This window comes from Geodermatophilus sp. SYSU D00705, assembly GCF_054050135.1.
Genome location: NZ_JBJGYT010000022.1, coordinates 1 through 20,884, shown reverse-complemented (window position 1 = coordinate 20,884; position 20,884 = coordinate 1). Strand labels below are relative to the sequence as shown.

At 76.6% G+C, this 20,884-nt stretch carries 20 protein-coding genes; 10 read left to right on the top strand and 10 right to left on the bottom strand.

All coding sequences use genetic code 11. From position 1 onward, the window contains the following. Positions 1–86 precede the first annotated feature (86 nt). From ACI78Q_RS16545 to ACI78Q_RS16525, 5 genes are all read right to left on the bottom strand, one after another. On the bottom strand, positions 87–1,124 hold the full coding sequence (locus ACI78Q_RS16545) for an App1 family protein (protein ID WP_456924506.1): 1,038 nt from the start codon (positions 1,122–1,124) through the stop codon (positions 87–89). 97 nt (positions 1,125–1,221) lie between these two features. Beyond that, positions 1,222–1,977, bottom strand: a complete 756-nt coding sequence (locus ACI78Q_RS16540; protein ID WP_456924505.1) for a succinate dehydrogenase/fumarate reductase iron-sulfur subunit — start codon at positions 1,975–1,977, stop codon at positions 1,222–1,224. Then, positions 1,974–3,770: a fumarate reductase/succinate dehydrogenase flavoprotein subunit gene (locus ACI78Q_RS16535; RefSeq protein WP_456924504.1), complete on the bottom strand. Its 1,797-nt coding sequence runs from the start codon at positions 3,768–3,770 to the stop codon at positions 1,974–1,976. The genes ACI78Q_RS16540 and ACI78Q_RS16535 overlap by 4 nt, the downstream gene beginning before the upstream one ends. Then, entirely contained in the window at positions 3,770–4,600 is an 831-nt protein-coding gene (locus tag ACI78Q_RS16530; RefSeq protein ID WP_456924503.1) for a hypothetical protein, read from the bottom strand. Before ACI78Q_RS16530 ends, ACI78Q_RS16535 begins: the two co-directional genes overlap by 1 nt. Continuing rightward, a complete protein-coding gene (locus tag ACI78Q_RS16525) occupies positions 4,597–4,848 on the bottom strand; it encodes a hypothetical protein (RefSeq protein ID WP_456924502.1) in 252 nt (83 codons plus the stop codon). Before ACI78Q_RS16525 ends, ACI78Q_RS16530 begins: the two co-directional genes overlap by 4 nt. A gap of 139 nt (positions 4,849–4,987) precedes the next feature. Between ACI78Q_RS16525 and ACI78Q_RS16520 the strand changes: the two genes are divergently transcribed. Next, entirely contained in the window at positions 4,988–5,425 is a 438-nt protein-coding gene (locus ACI78Q_RS16520; RefSeq protein WP_456924501.1) for an ester cyclase, read from the top strand. 15 nt (positions 5,426–5,440) lie between these two features. Here ACI78Q_RS16520 and ACI78Q_RS16515 read toward each other — a convergent pair whose 3' ends face one another. From ACI78Q_RS16515 to ACI78Q_RS16495, 5 genes are all read right to left on the bottom strand, one after another. Then, entirely contained in the window at positions 5,441–7,102 is a 1,662-nt protein-coding gene (locus ACI78Q_RS16515) for a substrate-binding domain-containing protein (RefSeq protein ID WP_456924500.1), read from the bottom strand. A gap of 15 nt (positions 7,103–7,117) precedes the next feature. Further along, the gene (locus ACI78Q_RS16510; RefSeq protein ID WP_456924499.1) at positions 7,118–7,723 is read right to left on the bottom strand and encodes a response regulator transcription factor; all 606 of its coding nucleotides are present in this window, start codon (positions 7,721–7,723) and stop codon (positions 7,118–7,120) included. A gap of 69 nt (positions 7,724–7,792) precedes the next feature. After that, positions 7,793–8,986: an MFS transporter gene (locus ACI78Q_RS16505; RefSeq protein WP_456924498.1), complete on the bottom strand. Its 1,194-nt coding sequence runs from the start codon at positions 8,984–8,986 to the stop codon at positions 7,793–7,795. A gap of 20 nt (positions 8,987–9,006) precedes the next feature. After that, a complete protein-coding gene (locus ACI78Q_RS16500; protein ID WP_456924497.1) occupies positions 9,007–11,268 on the bottom strand; it encodes an MMPL family transporter in 2,262 nt (753 codons plus the stop codon). 42 nt (positions 11,269–11,310) lie between these two features. Then, a complete protein-coding gene (locus ACI78Q_RS16495; RefSeq protein WP_456924496.1) occupies positions 11,311–11,931 on the bottom strand; it encodes a TetR/AcrR family transcriptional regulator in 621 nt (206 codons plus the stop codon). 221 nt (positions 11,932–12,152) lie between these two features. Between ACI78Q_RS16495 and ACI78Q_RS16490 the strand changes: the two genes are divergently transcribed. From ACI78Q_RS16490 to ACI78Q_RS16450, 9 genes are all read left to right on the top strand, one after another. After that, complete coding sequence (locus ACI78Q_RS16490; RefSeq protein ID WP_456924495.1) at positions 12,153–13,109, top strand: hypothetical protein; 957 nt, start codon at positions 12,153–12,155, stop codon at positions 13,107–13,109. Position 13,110: 1 nt separating this feature from the next. Next, a complete protein-coding gene (locus ACI78Q_RS16485; RefSeq protein ID WP_456924494.1) occupies positions 13,111–14,823 on the top strand; it encodes a SagB family peptide dehydrogenase in 1,713 nt (570 codons plus the stop codon). Beyond that, on the top strand, positions 14,820–16,928 hold the full coding sequence (locus ACI78Q_RS16480) for a TOMM precursor leader peptide-binding protein (RefSeq protein ID WP_456924493.1): 2,109 nt from the start codon (positions 14,820–14,822) through the stop codon (positions 16,926–16,928). The genes ACI78Q_RS16485 and ACI78Q_RS16480 overlap by 4 nt, the downstream gene beginning before the upstream one ends. A gap of 17 nt (positions 16,929–16,945) precedes the next feature. After that, positions 16,946–17,692: a DUF5944 family protein gene (locus ACI78Q_RS16475; protein ID WP_456924492.1), complete on the top strand. Its 747-nt coding sequence runs from the start codon at positions 16,946–16,948 to the stop codon at positions 17,690–17,692. Continuing rightward, positions 17,689–18,759 carry a M16 family metallopeptidase gene (locus tag ACI78Q_RS16470; RefSeq protein ID WP_456924491.1) on the top strand — a complete coding sequence of 357 codons (1,071 nt, stop codon included), beginning with the start codon at positions 17,689–17,691 and terminating at the stop codon, positions 18,757–18,759. The genes ACI78Q_RS16475 and ACI78Q_RS16470 overlap by 4 nt, the downstream gene beginning before the upstream one ends. After that, complete coding sequence (locus ACI78Q_RS16465) at positions 18,756–19,919, top strand: insulinase family protein (protein WP_456924490.1); 1,164 nt, start codon at positions 18,756–18,758, stop codon at positions 19,917–19,919. The genes ACI78Q_RS16470 and ACI78Q_RS16465 overlap by 4 nt, the downstream gene beginning before the upstream one ends. Before the next feature lie 83 nt (positions 19,920–20,002). Then, the gene (locus ACI78Q_RS16460) at positions 20,003–20,131 is read left to right on the top strand and encodes a hypothetical protein (protein WP_456924489.1); all 129 of its coding nucleotides are present in this window, start codon (positions 20,003–20,005) and stop codon (positions 20,129–20,131) included. Positions 20,132–20,305: 174 nt separating this feature from the next. Further along, entirely contained in the window at positions 20,306–20,434 is a 129-nt protein-coding gene (locus ACI78Q_RS16455; protein WP_456924488.1) for a hypothetical protein, read from the top strand. Positions 20,435–20,589: 155 nt separating this feature from the next. Next, complete coding sequence (locus tag ACI78Q_RS16450; RefSeq protein ID WP_456924487.1) at positions 20,590–20,718, top strand: hypothetical protein; 129 nt, start codon at positions 20,590–20,592, stop codon at positions 20,716–20,718. Positions 20,719–20,884: the final 166 nt, after the last annotated feature.

The following is a 20,884-nucleotide window of genomic DNA, read 5'->3' as shown; positions in this document are numbered from 1 at the left end:
GACCGCACTCCCTCGACCATTCCGATCCAGGGGGGTCCGTATTACCCCGTTTGGGGGACATGCCGCCCCGGCGCGGGGCGCCCGCGTCAGGGCCGGGCGGCGCCGCCGGTGCCGTCGGCCGGGAGCGGGAGGACGCCGGAGCGGGCCAGCCGCTGCGCCAGCAGCGTGCCGTCGCCGGCGCGGACCACGGGCACCGCGCCGACCCGTTCCTCGCTCTCCGGCGCGGCGGTGCCGATCGGGGCGACGGTGCGCAGCGCGATCGCGGTCACCTGGCCGGGGTGCGAGCCGGCGAACCCGCGGTAGATCTCCGGGTCGTGCTCGCCGTCGTCGCCGACCAGGACCCACCGGACGCCGGGCAGGTCACGGGCCAGCCGCTCCAGTGACCCCCGCTTGTGCGCCTGCCCGCTGCGGAACCAGGCCCGCGGGCTGATGCCCCAGTCGGTGAGCAGGACGGCGCCGGGCGGGAAGCCGTGCCGCGCGAGGAAGTCGGTGATCGGGCCGGCCAGGTTCCAGGGCCCGTTGCTCAGGTAGACGACCGGGGCGTCGGGCTCGCCCTCGACCAGCCGGTTCAGCAGCGCGGCCATGCCCGCCACCGGACGGCGGGTCGAGCCGTTGCCCGCGAAGGTCCGCCAGGCGGCCCGCAGCGGGTGGCGGATGCCGGTGATCCACACCGTGTCGTCGATGTCGCAGACCACCCCGCGGTCCGCGTCGGGCGCGGCGACGTACACCGGGGCGGGCACCGGCGGGCGTCCCTCCACGTGCAGCAGCGCGGTGGCCGGCCCCGGCGGCAGGTCGACGGGGACGGTGAGGTCGACCAGCCCGGCCTCGTCGGCCCGCGCGCGGACCCGGGTGGTGCCGAGGCTGACGTCGATCTCCCCGTGCGCCTGCTCCAGGGTCAGCAGCCGCCGCCAGCCGGGGATGTCGCGGCGGGCGTTCGGGTCGGTGCCCACGGGGGCCAGCAGCAGCCGTCCCCGCACCCGGGCCCGGCCCCGCGCGGCGTAGCCCGGGTAGCCGAGGGCGGCGAGGGTCCAGCCGCGGTCGCGGGCGCGCTCGGACAGGGCCCGGTCCAGCCGGGTCTTGGCGCGGTAGGCCGCGGCGACCAGCCGCGACGGGTCCCCGGTCACCCGCGCAGGTCGTCGGCGAAGGCGACGACGCCGCGGGTCAGACCCCGCGCGTGGTGGGGACACGACGACCTCGCCCACCTGCGGACTCCTCCTGTCGTCAGCGTCGCGGGCGCCGGCCGATCTTCGACCCCAGCCAGGTGAGGGGGTCGTACCTGCGGTCCACCACCCGCTCCTTGAGCGGGATGATGCCGTTGTCGGTGAGGTGGATGCCCTCCGGGCAGACCTCGGTGCAGCACTTGGTGATGTTGCAGTAGCCCAGCCCGAACTCCTGCTGCGCGGCGTCGCGACGGTCCCGGACGTCCAGCGGGTGCATGTCGAGCTCGGCCAGCCGGATGAGGAAGCGCGGGCCGGCGAAGGCCCGCTTGTTCTCCTCGTGGTCGCGGACGACGTGGCAGGTGTCCTGGCACAGGAAGCACTCGATGCACTTGCGGAACTCCTGCGGCCGCTCGACGTCGACCTGCTGCATCCGGTGCGTGCCGTCGTCCTCCCGCGCCCGCGGGGTGAACGCCGGGATCTGCGCGGCCTTCTCGTAGTTGAACGACACGTCGGTGACCAGGTCGCGCACGACCGGGAAGGTCCGCATCGGGGTGACCGTCACCGTCTCGTCCTCGGCGAAGGTGGACATCCGCGTCATGCACATCAGCCGCGGGCGCCCGTTGACCTCCGCGCTGCACGACCCGCACTTGCCGGCCTTGCAGTTCCACCGGACGGCGAGGTCCCCGGCCTGGGTGGACTGCAGGCGGTGGATGACGTCGAGCACGACCTCGCCCTCGTTGACCTCCACCCTGAAGGTCTGCAGGTCACCGCCGGCGGCGTCGCCGCGCCAGACCCGGAAGGTGGCGTCGTAGCTCACGCTGACTCCTCGAAGATCTCGGCGAGCTCCGGTGGCATCGCGGGGAGGGGTTGCCGGCTCAGCGCCACCGAGCCGTCCGGGGCGCGCGAGCAGACGAGGTTGGTCCGGGCCCACTCCGCGTCCGGAGCCGGGTAGTCGTCACGGGTGTGCCCGCCGCGGCTCTCCTGACGCTCCAGGGCGGCGCGGGCGATGCACTCACTGACGACCAGCATGTGCGGCAGGTCCAGCGCCAGGTGCCAGCCGGGGTTGTACTGCCGGTGCCCTTCGACCGACAGGGCGGCCACCCGCTCCTTGAGCGCGGCGATGCGCTCCAGCGCCTGCTCCATCTCCGGCTCGGTGCGGATGATCCCGACGAGGTCGTGCATCGTCTGCTGCAGGTCCTGCTGCACCGTGTAGGGGTTCTCGCCGCCCTCCCGCTCGAAGGGGGCCAGCGCGGCCCGCGCGGCGTCGGCCAGCGCCTCCTCCGACAGCGGCGGGCGGTCCGCGCGGAGGAGGGCGTGCTCGGCGGCCGCCAGCCCGGCGCGGCGTCCGAAGACCAGCAGGTCGGACAGGGAGTTGCCGCCCAGCCGGTTGGAGCCGTGCATGCCGCCGGCGACCTCGCCGGCGGCGAACAGGCCCGGCAGCCGGGCCGCCGCGGTGTCGGGGTCGACCTCCACCCCGCCCATCACGTAGTGGCAGGTGGGCCCGACCTCCATCGCCTCGGCCGTGATGTCGACCTCGGCGAGCTCCTTGAACTGGTGGTACATCGACGGCAGCCGCTTGCGGATGTACTCGGCCGGGCGGCGCGAGGCGATGTCGAGGAAGACGCCGCCGTGCGGCGTCCCGCGCCCGGCCTTCACCTCGCTGTTGATGGCGCGGGCGACCTCGTCGCGGGGGAGGAGCTCGGGCGGGCGCCGGTTGTTCTTCTTGTCGTCGTACCAGCGGTCGGCCTCGGCCTCGGTCTCCGCGGTCTCCTTGCGGAAGAAGTCGGGGATGTAGTCGAACATGAAGCGGTTGCCCGCGGAGTTCTTCAGGACGCCGCCGTCGCCGCGCACGCTCTCGGTGACGAGGATCCCGCGCACCGACGGCGGCCACACCATGCCGGTCGGGTGGAACTGCACGAACTCCATGTTCACGAGCGTGGCGCCGGCCTGGAGCGCCAGCGAGTGCCCGTCGCCGGTGTACTCCCACGAGTTCGAGGTGACCTTGTAGGACTTGCCGATCCCGCCGGTGGCCAGCACGACCGACGGCGCCGACCAGGCCACGAAGCGCCCGGACTCCCGCCAGTACCCGAAGGCGCCGGTGACGCCCCGCTCGTCGGTCAGCAGCCGGGTGACCGTGCACTCCATGTAGACGTCGATGCCGAGGGCGACGGTGCGCTGCTGCAGCGTGCGGATCAGCTCCAGGCCGGTGCGGTCGCCGACGTGGGCCAGCCGGGCGAAGCGGTGCCCGCCGAAGTCGCGCTGGCTGATCAGCCCGTCGGCGGTGCGGTCGAACAGGGCGCCCCAGTCCTCCAGCTCGCGGACGCGGTCCGGGGCCTCCTGGGCGTGCAGCTGCGCCATCCGCCAGTGGTTGAGCATCTTCCCGCCGCGCATGGTGTCCCGGAAGTGAACCCGCCAGTTGTCCTCGGGGTACAGGTTGGCCATCGCCGCGGCGATGCCGCCCTCGGCCATCACCGTGTGCGCCTTGCCCAGCAGGGACTTGCACACCACGGCCGTGCGCGCGCCGGACTCGTGGGCCTCGATCGCCGCGCGCAGGCCCGCACCCCCGGCCCCCACGACGACGACGTCGTACTCGTGCTGCTCGAGCTCCATCAGAAGAACCTCGGGTCGCTGATCGTGCCGGTGGCCAGGAGGAAGACGTAGAAGTCCGCGAAGGCGACGCCGAACAGGGAGATCCACGCGTACTTCATGTGGTGGGCGTTCAGCCGCGAGACGACGGTCCAGAACCGGTAGCGCAGCGGGTGCCGGGAGAAGGAGTTGAGCCGGCCGCCGACGATGTGCCGGCAGGAGTGGCACGACAGCGAGTACAGCCACAGCAGGGCCGCGTTGGCCAGGAGCACCAGCGTGCCCAGGCCCATGTGCCCCCACGCGCCGGTCTCGTCGCGGAAGGCGAGCACGGCGTCGTAGGTGAGGACGACGTTGAACAGCAGGCCCAGGTAGAAGAAGTAGCGGTGCAGGTTCTGCCCGATGAGCGGGAACCGGGTCTCACCGGTGTAGCGCCGGTGCGGCTCGGCGACCGCGCACGCCGGGGGCGAGAGCCAGAACGACCGGTAGTAGGCCTTCCGGTAGTAGTAGCAGGTCAGCCGGAAGCCCAGCGGCACGACCAGGATGTAGATGGCCGGGGAGATCCAGGCCGGCCCGGTGAACCACTCGGGGAACGTGTCGCCCTCGCACGCGGTCGTGATGCACGGCGAGTAGAACGGCGAGATGTAGGGCTCGGCGAAGTAGTACGCGTTCTGGAAGGCGCGGAACGTCGAGTAGACGATGAACGCCACCAGGGCGACGACGGTCAGCAGTGGCTGCAGCCACCAGCGGTCGGTGCGCAGCGTGCGGGCCGAGATCGCCGCGCGACGTGGGGGGACCTGACCGTTGCCCCCGCCGGGGGTGACCGCTCCGGTCCCGCGCGGCGCGGTGGTGGTCACGACGCCGTCCGGCCGGACCCGCCCATGCCGTCGTCGTCCCCGTCGCCGTAGACGACGGCGAACGTGTCGTGGACGGACCGGGCCCGGGCGCCGCACAGCAGGGTGAGGTCGTCACGGAGCCGGCCGACGTCGACCCTCAGCCGGCGCGAGTCCACGGTGTCGCCGAAGTGCCTGGTCAACGGTGCGCAGGCCTGCTCCAGGGCGTCGACCGCCCTCCGAGCCGCCGCCACGTCCTGCTCCACAGACATCGCTGCCCCCAGATCGCTGCGAACGCCGCCGGGCCGGCGGTGGGGGGCAGTCGACCATGGACGTCCGGCCGGGGAAAGGGGCTGGGTCCCGGGTCTTTCGGCACCACCGGGTGCCGGACGGCGGGACGAGCATGGGGCGGTGCCGTTCGACGTCGACCGCCTCCTCGCGCTCTGGGTCACCCCGTTCCCGGACGACCGGACCGCGGAGGCGGCGTTCCGGGAGGTCTACGCCGACCCCGTGGTGGTCAACGGCGTGCCGGTCCCCGCGTCCGGACTGGTGGACCGCGCCCGGGCGCTGCAGGGCGTGTTCGACGACGCCCGGCGGGAGGTGGTCGACGTGGTCGACACCGGCGGCAAGGTCGCCGTCGCGTTCCGGCTCAGCGGCCGGCAGGTGGGGACACTGGCCACCGCCGCCGGACCGCTGCCGCCGACGGGGCGGGTGGTGTCGCTCCGCGTGATCGACATCCTGACGATCACCGACGGCCGCATCAGCGAGATCTGGATGGTGGCCGACGAGCTCGGCGCCCTCGTCGAGGTCGACGCCGTCCGGCTGGCGCAGCCGGCCGCCGACGGCTGAGCGGCAGCGCTCCGCTCAGCCGGGCGGGCACTGCGGCCGGCACACGCGGTGTGCCACCGCGTCGAGGAAGACGTCGCGGATGCGGCCCGGGTCCGAGGTCCGGTAACCGGTGCCCCCGGTGGCGGCACTGATCGCCGCGAGCGCCTCGGCGCCGGCCGCGTCCCCGTAGGCGATGGTGATGACGGGCACCGGGCGGTCCGCGCCCTCGGCGCGGAGGGTGGCGAGCAGGGCGTCCAGGCCGATGCCGGAGTCGTCGGTGTCCTCGCCGTCGGTGAGCACCACGACGGCGTTGACGCGGTCGGGGTCCCAGCCCTCACGGACCGCCCGCACGGCGGCGAGTGTGGTGTCGTACAGGGCCGTGCCGCCGTCGGGCACCGGCTGCAGCCCGGCCACGGCCTGCGAGAGCGCGTACCGCCCGCGCGGCGGGGCGGCGGTCAGGGGGCCGATGGGGACCAGCTCCCGGTGGTCGTCCGCGGCGGTCGCGCCCTCGGAGAAGGCCCACAGACCCACCTCGGTGGTGTCGGGGTACAGCGCCAGGCCGGCGGCCGTGGCGCCCAGCGCCAGGTCGAGCCGGGTCGTCCCCTCGGTGCCGGGGACGTCGGCGGCCATCGAGCCGGACACGTCCACGACGGCGAGCAGCCGGGCGTCGCGGCGCACGGCCGCCAGCGTCCGGGCGACGCCGTCGGCCACGGCCGGGTCGGGCACCTCGACGGGGACGGTCCGGGACCCGTCGACGCCCCGCTGCGCGGTCAGCCCCGTCCCGGCGCCGTCCGCGCCCCGGAAACCGTCCTCGCGGAGGGCGGCCTGTCCCGCGGCACCCCGGAGGGCGGTGAGCAGGCGCGCGGCCGCCGCCTCCGTGGCGGCACCGGTCCGCAGCACCGTGAAGGGGTAGTCGAACGGCGTGCCCGTGCCGTCCGGGTAGACGGCGAGGACCGGTGCGGCGCCGGCCGACCCCGCGTGCCGGGACACCGCCTGCTCCGGGACGGCCACCACGCCGTCGGCCGCCGGCCCCAGGGCGGCCAGGGCCGCAGCCGCGTCGGTGGGCGGGTCGGCGAGCCGGGCGGCGCGGAGCACCGCGGCGAGCGCGGCCCGCCCGTCGGGCCGGTCCGCGAGGGCCGCCTGCAGCGCACGGACCGCCCCGACCGTGGCGGGTGAGGAGCCGCCACCGTGGACGTGCAGCGCCAGCCGTCCGGCGGACACCGCACCGACCACGTCGGCCCACCGGCGGTCGGGCTGGTCGCCGGCGCGGGCGCGCGGAACGGCGAACACCAGCGGGCTGGACGCGACGGAGACCGGGCCGGCCGGCGTGAGGTCCGCCGCGCGGGCCTGCTCCACCGACAGCGAGGAGTCCGGGATCCAGACACCCGGCACCCGGCCGCGGTCGTGCCGGGCGTCGGCGAGGACCTCCGCCGTGCTCCTCGCCCGCACCCGCACCTCGGGACAGCCGGCGGCGTCCACCAGCCCGCGCGCGGTCCGGGTGACCGCGGGGGCGATGTCCGGGGACGCCGCCACCTCCAGCACGGCGCGGTGCGGATCGCAGCCGTCGGCGGCCCGCACGCCGAGGGCCACCGCCGTCGCCCCGGTCAGCAGGAGCACGGCCGCGCCGCCGGAGAGCACGGACCGGCGCAGCCGGCGGCCGCGGTTCTCCGGCGCAGCGTGGCGGGGGTTCACGGTCACGACCTCCTCAGCCGGTCAGACCAGCGCCAGCGCGGTGGCACGGTCGTAGGCCTCGGTCCGGTTCCGCGCCCCGAACTTCAGCAACAGGTGGCGGAGGTGGTACTCGACGGTGTTCTCGCTGATGTGCAGGGTCCGGCCGATGTCGTGGTTGCGCAGGCCCCGCCCGACCAGCAGGAGCACCTCCCGCTCGCGGCGGGTCAGCTGCGGGACCGGGCCGGCGTGGCGGCTGCGGAGCAGGTGGTGGAACACCGCCCCGATGACGCAGACGCCGAGCACGCTCGACGCCCGCATCGCCTCGACCAGGCGCCCGAGGTCCGAGCCCCACTCCAGGTAGACGTGGCATCCCCGGCGGACCCAGTTCTCGCAGCGGCGCCACTCGTTCGGCGGGCCGAGGACCGCCAGCTGCACCTGCTCGCGCACGGCCCGCGCCGCCCACACCGCCCGCTGGATCTCGTGGTCGTCCACGCCCTGGCCGACCAGCAGCCAGTCCGCCCCCGTGGCGGCCAGCAGGGCCGGCAGCGAGCGCAGGTCCCGGCACCGCACGACGGTGACGCCGTCGCGGCCGGCGTCGGCCTCGCCCAGGCCGGGCCAGTCACCCCACAGCAGCACCGTTCCCGACATCCCGCACCGCCTCCACCCGAGCCGAGTCCCGCATCCGACAGGTGCACTGGAGAGGGAGCGGGGCGGCCCTCAGATACCGCCGCGCGCGGAACGACCCGGCGAACGGCGCGCCGCGTGCGCCGGCGTCCGGCGCGGGCTCGCGGCGGCGGCTGCGGCGGCCACGGCGGCGATGCCCGCACCGGCGAGGGCGGCGCCCCGGAAGCCGAGGGTCTCCGCCCCCAGCCCGGCCGCGAGCGGCGCGACCATGAGGCCGGCCGTGTAGGCGAGGCTGTACATCGCGTAGGCGGCGCCGTAGGCGGCCGGGTGCTGGCTCTCGGCGAGCTCGCTGATCAGGACCAGCGTCGGCGCCAGGACGCCCTGCGCCCCGGTGGCGGTGACGGCCACCCCGACGGCCAGCCCCCACAGCGAGTCGGCGAACGCGACCACGACGAGCCCCAGCGCGGCCAGCAGGGCGCCGCCGCCGGCGAGGGCGGGGCGGGGGAGCCGGTCGGCGAGCGTGCCGCTGACCGGTGCCACCAGGGCGCCGACGAGCACGGCGCCGGTGAAGACCAGGCCGATCTGCTGGGGCGTGGCGCCGAATCGGGCGGCGGCCTCGAGCGGCACGATCGGCTCGAGGAAGGCCAGCAGCCCGGCCCCGGTCGCGGTCAGCCCGATCAGCAGCGGGGTGCGCGGGTGCCGGTAGACCTCGGCCGAGGGCTCCCGCCGGACGTGCGGGACGTCCCGGACCCACACGAGCCGGGCCACGCCGTCCAGGACCGCCAGCGCGGCCGCGACGTAGAACGGGGCGGCCGTCCCGGCGTGCTCGCCGAGCACGCCGCCGACGACCGGACCGAGGAGGAGCCCGATGCCGGTGGCCGAGAGCACGACGCCCATCGGCCGCCCGCGCTCGGCCGCCGGGTAGACGGCGGCGACGAGGGCGAACCCGGCGACCCACGAGACCGCGGCGGCCCCGCCCTGGAGCACGCGGGCGGCGACGAGGGCGGGGAACGAGTCGGCCCCGGCGAACAGCAGCGTGGCCGCGCCCAGGGCGAGCAGGCCGACGAGCATGGGGGTGCGGGGGCCGAACCGGTCGACCAGCACTCCCACCAGGGGCGTGGCCACCAGCAGGGCGCCGGCGTAGCAGGCGAACAGGACGCCCACCGTGGCGGACGAGGCGCCGTGCTGGGCGGCGATCATCGGGAGCACGGGGATGGCGACCCCGTAGACGAACATGTCGGTGGCCAGGGCGATCGAGGCCACGGCGAGGGCGGCTGGACGACGCATGGGGGACTCCAGGGGGAGGGTCAGGTGGTGACGAGGGGCCGCGCGGCGGGTGCCGGGGCGGCGTGCGGAGGGGCGGACGGGGCCTCGTGCAGCCCGATCCGCGCGTGGAGCCGGCGCAGCGGCGCGGGCGCCCACCAGTTGGCCCGGCCGGCTAGGGCCATGAACGCCGGGACCAGCAGGCCCCGGATGAGCAGGGCGTCCATCAGCACGGCGAGGAAGAGCCCGACGCCCAGCAGTTTGAGCAGCGACACCTGGGAGGTCGCCAGCATCACCAGCACGGCGCCGATGAGCAGCGCCGCGGCGCTGATGAGGGAGCCGGTGCGGCCCAGGCCCTCGACCACGGCGCGGGTGTTGTCGCCGGTCTCCAGGTGGGCCTCGCGGATCCGTGACAGCAGGAAGATCTCGTAGTCCATCGAGACCCCGAAGGCCACGCAGAACATGAGCACCGGCACGGTCACGTCCAGGTAGCCCGAGACCACGAAGTCGCCGACCAGCCAGCGCAGGTGGCCGTCCTGGAAGACGAACACCATCGCCCCGAAGGACGCCGACAGGCTCAGCAGGTTGAACATGATGGCCTTGAGCGGCAGCAGCAGGCTGCCGGTGAACAGGAAGAGCAGCACGGTCATGACCGCGCCGATGAGGGCGAGCGCGGCCGGCAGCCGGCCGGCCATCACGTCGCTGGTGTCGACGAACAGGACCGCCGAACCGGTGGCGGTGGCCGGCACCGGCAGCTCCCGCAGCTCCCGGACCAGGCGGGCGCCCTCGGGGGAGAACGGCTCCACCGCGGGGACGACGACGATGCGGGACACCTCGCCGCTGCGGGCGGCCGACGGCGGCGCGGGCGAGGGGGCGACCAGCGTCCCGTCGACGTAGCGACCGGCGGCGGCGTCGACCTCGCGGACGTCGGGCAGCAGGGAGATCGCCGCGGCGGCGCCGTCGACGGCGGTCGCGTCGGCGCCCGTGACGACGACCGTGATGGGGTCGAGGACGGCCGCGTCGAACTCGCGGTCGATCTCCCGTGCCGTGGTGGAGGCCTGCGCGCCCGGGGGGAGCACCCGGTCGTCGGTGAGCCCGAACCGGGCCTGGGTGAACGGCGCGGCGAGGAGGAGCAGCAGCGCCACCACCGGCACGGCCACGACGAGCGGGCGGCGCATGACCAGGGCGGCGAGCCGGCCCCAGACGGGCTCGGCCGGGCGGCGCGAGCGGCGCAGCAGCCGGCGCAGCGGCGCGGTGACGTCGGGGCCGTCGATCCAGCGCCCGGCGGCGACCAGCGCGGCCGGCAGGACGACCAGCGCCGCCGTGCCGGCGAGGAGGACGACGGGGATCGCCGCGTAGGCGAGGGACCGCAGGAAGTACAGGGGGAAGACCAGCAGGGCGCTCAGGCAGCAGGCGACGGTGAGCGCGGAGAACAGCACGGTGCGGCCGGCCGAGCGGACGGCGGCCCGGGCCGCGGCGGCCGGGTCGGCCCCGCCTTCCCGCGCCTCGCGGAACCGCACGAGGACGAACAGGCTGTAGTCGATGGCCAGGCCGAAGCCCAGCGCCGTGGTCAGGTTGAGCGCGAAGACCGACACCGGGGTGACCGCGGCGAGGACCCGCAGGACGGCGAGGGTCAGCACGATCGCGATGACGCCCACGGCGAAGGGCAGGAGCGCGGCCATCGGCGTCCGGAACACCAGGAGGAGGAGCAGCAGCACGATCGGGGCGGCGAGCAGCTCGGCCCGCACGAGGTCCCGGTCGCTGTGGTGGGCCAGCTCGGCGTTCACCTCGGCCTCACCGGTGGCCGAGACGGTCAGGCCGTCCTGCGACCCGGTCAGCCGGGGCACGAGCGTGGTCGCGGTGCGCTGGGCCTGGTCCTCGTCCCCGGCGAGGTGGACGAGGACGACCGCGGCTCGGCCGTCGGTGGCCCGGAGCGCCGGGTCGCCGAGCGTCCAGTAGGACTCGGCGGAGCCGACGCCGTCGGACGCGCGGACCCGGTCGGTGAAGGCCCGGCCGGCCGCGGCGACGTCGGGGGAGTCGACGTCGCCGGGCGCCCGGACGAGGAGCACGAGGTTGGTCGCCTCGACGCCGAACTCCGAGCTCAGCGCCTCGTCGGCGCGGACGGTGTCGGCCGAGCGGGCGACGTACCCGCCGTTGGAGAGGTGCTCGACGGCGCCGCTGCCGAACCAGCCGGCCAGGCCGACCAGGACGGCGGCCAGCACCAGCACGGTGCGCCGCCGCGCGACCACGAGGTCGGCGAGGCCGGCCAGGCCGGGGCGCCGGGGAGAGGAGCTGGGGAGTGCCACGGTTCCCCCTGAGGGGGCGGCGGGCCCGCGGGCCCGGGAGGGTCAGGTGGGGTCGACCAGGAGCCCGTGCAGCGTGGCGTCGGTCAGTGCCGCGACGCCGTCGTCGCTGTCGAAGACGAGCCCGGGGTCGACGGTGCTCAGCAGCACCGTGCCGCTGAGCGTCGCGAGGACGGCGCGCGCGGCCGCCGTCGGCGCGAGCGCCGGACGGAGGCGGCCGGCGTCGCGCAGTTCCTCGCACACGTCGGTGAGCTGGCCGAGGAGCCCGGCCAGCGCCTTGCCCTTGACGTCGTGCCCCTCGGCGGAGGTGGAGGGCGAGTCCACCCCGCCGACGGTCACGGTGAGCAGTTCCTGGAAGGCCGGGTCCGACCGCAGCGCGGTGGAGAAGGCGGTGAGGAAGGCCCGCAGCCGGTCGGCCGCGTCGCCCGGGCCGGCCAGCCCGGGGCCGAGTGCCTCCAGCTGCTCGGCCCACGCCTCGGTCACCGCGGTGAGGTAGAGGTCGGCCTTGTCGGAGAAGTGGTGGTAGACGGCGCCGCGGGTGAGGCCCGCGGCGGCGCCGATCTCGGCGAGGGTCGCGGCGGTGAACCCACGGCGGGCGAACACCGTCAGGCCCGCGCGGAGGATCGCCGTGCGGGTCTGCGCTGCCTCGGCCTGGGTGCGTCGCATGGGGGAAACATACATGCACGCATGTATGTGTCAAGGGGTTCGAGCCAGTTCCCGGCAGGACCACGGGGAACCGTGGGGGAGGACCACGGTTCCCGTGGTCGGCGCGGCGCCTCCGCCCACCGACCCTTGGAGCACCGCACGGCAGGTGCGGCCCCCACCCCCTGGAGCGCTCCGTGACCCCCTCCGGCCCCCCTCCCCCCGCCGTTCCCGACGGACCGGTCGTGGCCGCACCCGACGTGCGGCTGTCGGTCTCCGCGGACGGGCGCTGCCGCCTCGACACCGGCGCCCGCAGCGTGACCGTCGAGGCCGGCGGCGGGGGCACCGCCGTCCTGCAGCGGCTGGTCGACGACGTCCTCCCGCGGCTGCGCCGGGCGGCGCCCCTGGAGGAACAGCTGCCCGCACCCGAGGCGGCGGCGCTGGTGCCCCACCTGGCGTTCCTCCGGTCGGCCGGCGCCCTCCTCTTCCCCGGGGACGACGTCGCCCCCCTGCTGCAGTCGGCGGCGGACGTGCGCCTGTACGCGTACCTGTGCCGGCGGTCGGCCTCCCCGGACGCCCTCTACCGGGGCGTCCGTCAGCGGCCGGTGGACCTCTGGGGACCGCCGGCCGTGACCGGCCCCTGGGCGCGGCTGCTCCGGGACGCGGGCCTGGGCGTCGGCGAGGTCCGGCCGGTGGAGGACGGCGCCCCCGGGTCCCGGCCACGGGCCGGCGCGCTGGCGGTCGTGGTCGCGACCTGCGCCGACGACCGCACGCCCGACGAGGACCCGGTGCTCCGCGCCGCCAACCGCGCCTGGTGCGCGGCCGGCGAGCGGTGGGTGCCGGTGCTGGTCGGCCCGCGGACCATCCGCATCGGGCCGTGGACCGCTCCAGGGGAGGCCGCCTGCCTCCGCTGCCTGGAGGTGCCCCGGCAGGCGCGGCCGGCCGCACCGCGACCGGCCGGCGGGCCGCCGTCCTGCGCCTGGACCTCGCTGCAGCCCGGCACCCTCGCCTGGGCCGGCGGCGTGCTCACCCAGATGGTCCTGCGCACGGCCGTCCCCGTGGGGCCGCACCACCCGTGGGGCGGGCTGACCGTGGTCGACACCGAGCGTCTCGAGCAGGGGACCACGCGCGTGTGGCGGGATCCCACGTGCTCCGACTGCGGGCGCACCGGGGCGCGCGTCCAGGCGTGGCAGGAGGTCTGAGGTGACCGCGTCGACGCTCCCTGCCGACCCGGCCCGCTGGTCGGAGGTCGCCGGCAGCCTGGGGTACGGGACCCGGCCGCTGCCGGCCCCGGTCCACCTGCCCGTCCACCTCACCGCCCTCGTCCCCCCGGAGCAGGGCCGCGACGTCATCGACCTGGCCGCCCGGCCGGTGCCGCTGCTGGGCATCGCGGCCGGCGGCACGGCCGCCGCCGCCGCGCAGCGGGCGGCGGAGCTCGCCGCCGGGCTCCGGCACACCGGCGGCGACCGCGCGGAACGCAGCAGCGCCGGCTGCGGCCCGGACGGCGCCAGCGCCCTGCTGCGCGCCCTGCTGGCCGAGGTGCTCGCCCAGGCGCTGCCCCGGCTGGACGCCGGCCGCTGGTGCCCGCTGACCGACTGGCAGGCCGCCGCCGACCCCGGCACGCGCGACCTGCTGGCGGCGCTCGGCCGGATCGGTGCCCGGGTCGACGCCTGGCTGGTGGAGGGCGTCGCGCCGGTCCCGACCGTCGCCGCCGTCCTCGTCCTGCCCGCGGCACCGCACGCGGTCCGCGGGGCGGCCTGCCACCTCGATCCGGACCGGGCCGCCGGAGCCGCGGTGTGGCGCGCGGTGGAGGCCCTCGCCGTCGCGCTGCTCGCCGGCTCCCCGGGCGAGCCGGTCGACGTCCCGGGGCCGGTGGGCGCACCCCGCCCGGCCGGCGCACCCGCCGCGGATCCCACCGCCGGCAGCGACCTGGCCCGGCTGCGGGCCGCCCTCCGGGCGTCCGGCCGCACCGCCCGCCACCGCCCGCTCCCCGGCCCGGCGTCGGCCGTCGCGGTCGAGGCACAGGTCCTGCCCGCGCCCGCGACCCGGGGCACCGGGCCGTGGGCGCCCCCCGACGTCTGCGCCCTGGGCCTGGACGCCCCCGCGCAGCTGGGCTTCTCCTACGAGCCGCGGCGCGCCGAGCTGTCCCGGCTCTACCACGAGCACTCCAAGATCGGGACGCTGTACCGGGACATGCCCCCGGTCGAGCTCAGCCGGATGGCGCCGGCCCTGCAGCGCCTGCTGGCCACCCCTGTGCGGGACCACCGGTACGCGGTCCGCCGGTACCTCCTGCCGCGGGACCGCGCCGCGCGGACCCGGCCGGTCGAGGAGTGCATCGCCGGTCGCCGCTCCTGGGCGGCCATGGACGCCGGCCCGCTGACCCAGGCCGACCTCGGCCACCTGCTGCACTTCACGTGCGGGGTGACCGGCAGCGCCGGCCTGCAGGGCACCGACGTGCACATCCCCATGCGGGCCACGCCCGCTGCCGGCGGCCTCTACTCGACCGACCTGTTCCTCTACGTCCAGCGGGTCGAGGGCGTGGCGCCGGGGCTGTACTACTACGACCCGCGCCGGCACGAGCTGCAGTCGGTCCGGGACGACGTCCCCGCCGACGAGGTCGTCGCGCACGTCGGCTACCCCGAGCGGGCGGCGGACGCGGCGGCGCTGGTGGTCCACGTCGCCTCGCTGCGGCGGCTGCGGTGGAAGTACTGGGAGCGCAGCTACCGGATGGCGCACCTGGACTCCGGGCACCTGGCGCAGAGCCTCGTGCTGGTCGCGGGCGGCCTCGGCCTGGTGGCCCACCCGATGATCGCGTTCGTCGACGACTTCTTCAACGAGCTGGTCGGCGTCGACGGGCTCGACGAGGCCGCCGTGTACCTCACCCTGCTCGCCCCGCGCGCCCGAGGAGCCGCATGACCACCGCCCGGAACGACGCGCTGCACCTGCTGCCGCAGGTCCTCCTGCACGCCGTGGACGACGAGAACGGATTCGTCGAGACCCCCGACGGCGTCCGGCGGATCCGGGGGCGGACGCTGCCCGACCTCGTGCGCAACCCCCAGCCGGCCCCCGACGGCGTCCGGCAGTTGCTCGCCGGGCTGCGCGCCGAGGGGCTGCTCGGGGAGCCCGGGGCGCCGGAGGACCCCCGGCCGGCGCCGGCGATCGCGGTGGCCGGCGCGCCGGCGCTCGCCGGCCCGGCGGCAGAGGCCCTGGGGGTGCGCCGGCTCGACGACCTCCCCGCCGACCCGCCGGCGCTCGTCCTGCTCGCGGTCGCGTCCCTGGCCGATCCCCGGACGACGGCGCTCGCCCGGGACCTGGTCGGTCGCGGGGTGCCGCACCTGCCCTTCGGCCTGGTCTCCTCCCGGCACGCCTTCGTGGCGCCGGTCTGGACGCCGGACGCGGTGGGGGCCTGCCTGGACTGCCTGCGGCTGCGGCTGTACAGCAACGACGTCCACGGTCGGACCCGCACGGCGTACGAGGAGCACCTGGCGGCCACCGGCGCGCAGCCGCTCGTGCCGGCCGTCGCGCCCGCGCTGGCGCTGCACCTGACCGGGCTGGCCGGGTGGCACGGCCGGAGGTGGCTCGACGACCCGGACGCCGACCCCGGCGGGCGGCTGACCTGGCTGGACACCGGGGACCTCCAGACCACCGCCCACCCGCTGCTGGTGGTGGCCGACTGCCCCGGCTGCGGTGCCGCCCGGCGGGCGCACGACGCCCCGGTCCGCCGCGTCGCCGGCCTGGAGGACGCCGAGGACCCGCTCACCGGCGTCGTCCACCGGCTGACCCTGCGGCAGGCCGACAGCGGACCGCGGATCTACCTCAGCAGCAGCGTCTCGGCGGACTTCGGCCAGTTCCGGCCGGCGCAGCGGGTCACCATCAACGGCGGGGCGGGCTTCACCCGGTCCGCGGCGGCCTCCGCCGCGCTCGGGGAGTCCGTCGAGCGGTACGCCGCGGGCGTCTACGACCGCACCCGGTTCCGGCTGTCCACCTGGCGGGACCTCGACGAGGAGGCGGCGCACCCGGACTCCTTCGCCTTCTTCTCCCCGGAGCAGCACGCCGACCCCGGCCTCGGGTTCGCGCCCTTCACCGCGGACACCCCGGTGCGCTGGGTCCGGGCGGTCCGCCATCCCGACCGGCGGCCGGTCTGGGTCCCCGCCGGGCAGGTGTACGTGCCCTACCGCCGGGCCCGCGAGGAGGCCGAGGTTGCGCCGTCCATCTCCACCGGCCTCGCCGCCGGCCCGACCGCGGCCGCCGCCGCCCTGTCCGGCCTGCAGGAGGTGCTGGAGCGCGACGCCCTGGCCATCTCCTGGCTGCACCGGCTGCCGCCCCGCGAGGTGCCCGCCGAGGCGGTCCGCGCCTCGGCGGCGGTCTCCGGGCACCTGGCCGACCGGTCGCGGTGGAGCGTCCGGTTCGCCGACCTGTCGCTGGACACCAGCGTCCCGGTCGTGGCGGCGGTCATGGAGTACCGGCACGGACGCGAGCACGTCCTGTCCTTCGGCAGCGCGTGCCGGACCGAGCTGCCGGCCGCCGTGGAGAAGGCGTTCCTCGAGGCGGCGCAGGGCCAGACCTTCGTCCGCCGGCTGCTGCTGCGCGAGTTCCGCGACTGGGAGCCGCGCGAGGACTTCTCGGACGTCGACGAGTTCAACAAGCACGCCGTGCTCTACACGAAGCGGCCGGAGTTGCGGGAACGGGCCGGGTACCTGGTCCACCCCACCGAGCCACCCCGGCCCCTCCGCCCGGCCCGCCGGTACCCGGCCCCGGCCGACGGCGACCCGGCCGCCGTGTTCGAGCGGCTCGTCGCCGAGCTGGCCGCCCTCGGCTCCACCGTCTACGTCGTCGACCTGACCACCCCGGACGCCGCGCAGCTGGGCGTCTCCGTCGTCCGCGTGCTGGTGCCGGGCCTCCAGCACCTCGCCGGGGTGCACCGGTACCGCTTCCTCGGCGGACGCCGGCTGCACGACCTGCCTGCCGCGCTCGGCTTCCCCGGCCGCCCCGACAACCCCTTCCCGCACCCGCTCCCGTGACCCGTCAGGAGACCACCGTGCCCGCACTCGTCGCCCGACCCCTCGTCTCGATGGTCCGCAACTCCGACTTCGCCACCACCTCGGACATCGGGGAGGTGTTCGGCCGGCACCGCGCCGCGCCGGCCGCCCCTCCGGTCAGCTGCCAGGCCGACGCCACGGTGGCCGGCACCGGCGTGCGGCTGCGCTTCACGAGCCGCCACGACGGGGTTCCCGGCCCGACCGTCGTCAGCCACCGGTTCACCTTCATCGACCGCGAGGAGGTGCGGCTGCGCCTGCACACCCTCACGCCGGAGGACCCCGACGCGACCTCGGAGCTGCTCGTCCTCTTCGACGGCACCACCCGCGACTACTGCCACGCGGCCGTCTACGACCAGTACGACCGGATGCTCGGGATGCAGTCCATCGCCTTCGACGACCGCGGCCGGGTTCTCACGTTCCCCTTCACCGGCCGGTACGTGTCGCCGCTCCCGGTGGCCGACGCCACGGCCGAGGAGACGGAGGACGACGACGGCCGGCGCGTGCTGCGCTTCACCGTCCGGCTCGGGCAGCTCGACACCGACCAGCGGATCGTCCTGGCCTGGCAGGCCGTCGGGATCATCCGGCGCCCGGAGTTCCTGTGCACCCCGGCCCACCCCGTCGCGGTGCTGGACGTGCCGCTCGAGGACAACCCGGAGATCGGCCCCGGCGACTGGGTGATGTGCGCCGTCGACAGCGAGGAGCGCCTCCTGGCGCAGACCCTGCTGGTGCTCCAGCCGGCCGCGTGAGCGCTCCCGCGGTGCTGCGGGTGCCCGTCCCGGGGGCCGCGGTCACCGCCGTCCTGCTCCGCGTCGCGGTCGGCAGCGGGCTGGAGCGGACCGGCGAACGCGGCGTCGCGCACGCGCTGGAGCACCTCGTCGTCCGGTCGTCGCTGCGCGGCCTCCCCGTGGCGGCGGCGACCGGCAGGGACGCGACCACGTACACCCTCCTCGTCCGCCCGGACCGGACCGAGGCGGCCGTCCGGGACCTGCTCCGCGCCCTCGACGACCTGACGGTCGACCCGGACGTGCTGGCCGGCGAGGTCGCCGCGATCCGCCAGGAACGGGCCCAGCGCGAGCACGAGGTGGCGTGGGCGGTCCAGCAGGCGCTGCTCGCGCGGCTGTGGGCCGGCACCGCCCACGCCCACCCGACCCTCGGCGACCCGGAGGTCGTGGACCGGCTCACCCCCCGGTGTGCCGGCCGGTACCACCGGCGCTGGTACCGGCCGGAGCACGCGCTGGTCGTCGTCGCCGGGGACGACGTCGCGGAGCCGGGGACGCCCGTGCCCCGCTCCCGCGGCAACCGGCCACCCGCCGCTGGGGACGGGGACCGCGCCGCGGTCGTGGAGGTCCGGCTCCCCGGCCGGCCGGTCGCCCACGGCGTCGGCTGGGCCACGCCCGGAGATCCGCCGGAGCCGACCGTCGCGACCGCGCTGGCCGGCCGGGTGCTGCGCCAGGCGACCGGCCTGGTGACCACGTCGCTGCGCATGGGGGACCGGCGGCTCACCTGGGCCGTGCTGAGCGGCGCCGGCTCCGCCGCGCACGCGGTGGAGCACGTGCTGAGGGCCGTGGACGGCACGCTGGACCTGCTCGGCGACCCGGGGGCTTTCGCCGCCCTCGTGTCGGCCGCCCGCATCCGCGAGCTCCGGGACGCCGACGACGTGCCCGCCGTGGCGGTGCGCGCCGCCGAGGAGTGGTGGCACCACGGCACGGCGACGTCCCCGGACGCCCGGGCCGGCGCCGTCGTGGGAACCGGGCCCGCGGACCTCGCCGCCGAGCTGGCCCGCTGGCGGTCGGGCTGGGCGGGGCTCCGGTGACCGGCCGCCCTCCGGACGACGCCGTCGTCCTCCCCGTGCTCCCCCCGCCGGGCCCGCTCGCCGCCCTGGCGGTCGCGGTGCCGCTCCGGGCGCTGTCGCCGGCGACGCAGCGGCTGGCCCCACTGCTCGCCGCCCTGTGGGCCGACGCGGCCGCCGGGCCGGACCGGCTCAGCGACGCCCTGGTCACCCTCGACCTGCTGGGCGTCCAGGTCGACGCCCTGCCCGGCGGGCTCCGGGGCGCGGGCGGCCTCGCCACGGTGCCGGTTCCGACGGGCGCGGCGCTGGCGCGGGTGCGGCCCCGCTGTCTGGCCGCCCTGCAGGCGGCCGACCGGTCCCGCGGGCCGGGCGCCGGCCTGCTCCCGGCCGCGGTGTTCGGCCCCACCCACCGCTACGGGCACCCGCCGGCGGACCGGCAGCGGGCGGTCGCGACCTGCACCCTCGACGAGGTCGTCGCCGCCGCGGAGGAGGCGCGGACCGCCGCTCCCGTCGTGGCGGTGGCCGGGCTGCCGCCGGCGGACTGGCCGGGGACGCCCTTCCGGCCCGGCCGTCACCCCGCCGGCCCGCCGCCCCCGCCACCGGCCCCGCACGCCGTGCGGGTGCCCGTCGGCGGCAGCCGCGCCGTGCACCTGGTCGGCAGCCCGGGTCTGCCCCTGCGTGACCCCCGCCGGGCCGCGGTGCACGTCGCGTGCGCGCTGCTCAGCGGGCACGACGGCCTGCTGGCCCGGGAGCTGGGGTCCATGGCCTACTCCTGCGCGGCGTTCGGCCGGGAGATGGCCGACGCCGGGTACCTCGCGGCCCTGTTCGAGTGCGATCCCGCCGACGTGCGGCGGGCGGCCGCGGCGATGGACGCCGCGCTGGCCCGGCTCGCCGGGGGCGTGCCGGCCGCGGCGGTGCAGGCGGCCGTCGACGGCCTGCTGGTCGACCACCACCGCGCGCTGCGCACCGCCCGGGACCGGGTCGTCCGCGCGTGCTCCTACGCCGTCGCCGGCCTGGACCCCGCGGAGGTCGCCGCCTACCCGGCGCAGCTCGCGGCCGTGGACGCCGGCGCGGTCGCGCGTGCCGTGGCGGGCCTCGGCGACCCGGGCTCGCGGGTGAGCCTGACGCTGCTGCCGTCGGCGTTCCCAGGGATCTCGGCGGGGAAAGACCCCGGTATCCCGTGATGTGCCGGTCCCGACCATTTCCCTACCGTTCTCGGTGTCGCCCACACACGTGGGTGACGATCCCGAGAAACCCAGGAGAACCCATGTCGGAGTTCACGTTCGAGGTCGTCGCCGAGGCCGTCCAGAACCTCGAGGAGATTGGCGTCGCCGAGGGCTGCACCACCTCGACCAGCACCTCCTCGCTCGAGATCTCGGACGTCGAGTTCGAGTGACCCGGCACTGAGCGCGCCGCCCGGTGGCCTGCGGAGTCGCGGCCACCGGGCGGTTGCCGGCGCTGTTCCATCACGACCGGAATGGCGCCGCTCCAGGCGACCGCCATTCCTGCGCCACCGCACCCGGTGCCGGGCAATGGTCGTCCGCCACCATTCCACACCTCAGGAGAAGTCATGTCGGAAGCCACGTTCGAGGTCGTCTCGGAGACCGTGGAGAGCCTCGAGGAGATCGCGGTCGCCGAGGGCGCCACGACCACGACGACGACCTCGTCGGTCGACGTGCCGCACGCCCCGTACGAGTAGCCCAGACCGCACCCCGGACCGCCGCAGGTGTGCCGCGCCGCGACGCGCCGCCGGATCCCACGGTCGTCCGTGGCATCACGGGGTCCGTTCCGCACTCTGCTCCACCGGTGCCCCGCACCCCGCGTCGGACACCGCTCGACACCCCAGGAGGAACCATGCCCGAGTTCGCGTTCGAGGTCGTCGCCGAGGACATCCAGTCCCTCGAGGAGATCGGCGTCGCCGAGGGCTGCACCACGTGCTGCTGCAGCTGCTCGCTGGACATCGCCGACGCCGAGTTCGAGTGACCTGACGTCGGCGCCCCGGCGCCCGGTGGCCCGCCGTCGTGCGGCCCCGGGGGGGGGGGGGGGGGGGGGGGGGCCGGGCCCGCGCCGGCCCCCCCCCCCCCCCCCCCCACCCCCACCCCCCCCCCCCCCCCCCCCCCCCCCCCCCCCCCCCCCCCGCCCCCGCGCG

Bases quoted from the DNA above. Each gene is read 5' to 3' on its own strand.
- ACI78Q_RS16535 (WP_456924504.1), bottom strand. From the start codon at position 3,770: ATGGAGCTCGAGCAGCACGAGTACGACGTCGTCGTCGTGGGGGCCGGG.
- ACI78Q_RS16525 (WP_456924502.1), bottom strand. From the start codon at position 4,848: ATGTCTGTGGAGCAGGACGTGGCGGCGGCTCGGAGGGCGGTCGACGCC.
- ACI78Q_RS16510 (WP_456924499.1), bottom strand. From the start codon at position 7,723: ATGTCGGGAACGGTGCTGCTGTGGGGTGACTGGCCCGGCCTGGGCGAG.
- ACI78Q_RS16505 (WP_456924498.1), bottom strand. From the start codon at position 8,986: ATGCGTCGTCCAGCCGCCCTCGCCGTGGCCTCGATCGCCCTGGCCACC.
- ACI78Q_RS16495 (WP_456924496.1), bottom strand. From the start codon at position 11,931: ATGCGACGCACCCAGGCCGAGGCAGCGCAGACCCGCACGGCGATCCTC.
- ACI78Q_RS16480 (WP_456924493.1), top strand. From the start codon at position 14,820: ATGACCACCGCCCGGAACGACGCGCTGCACCTGCTGCCGCAGGTCCTC.
- ACI78Q_RS16460 (WP_456924489.1), top strand. From the start codon at position 20,003: ATGTCGGAGTTCACGTTCGAGGTCGTCGCCGAGGCCGTCCAGAACCTC.
- ACI78Q_RS16455 (WP_456924488.1), top strand. From the start codon at position 20,306: ATGTCGGAAGCCACGTTCGAGGTCGTCTCGGAGACCGTGGAGAGCCTC.
- ACI78Q_RS16450 (WP_456924487.1), top strand. From the start codon at position 20,590: ATGCCCGAGTTCGCGTTCGAGGTCGTCGCCGAGGACATCCAGTCCCTC.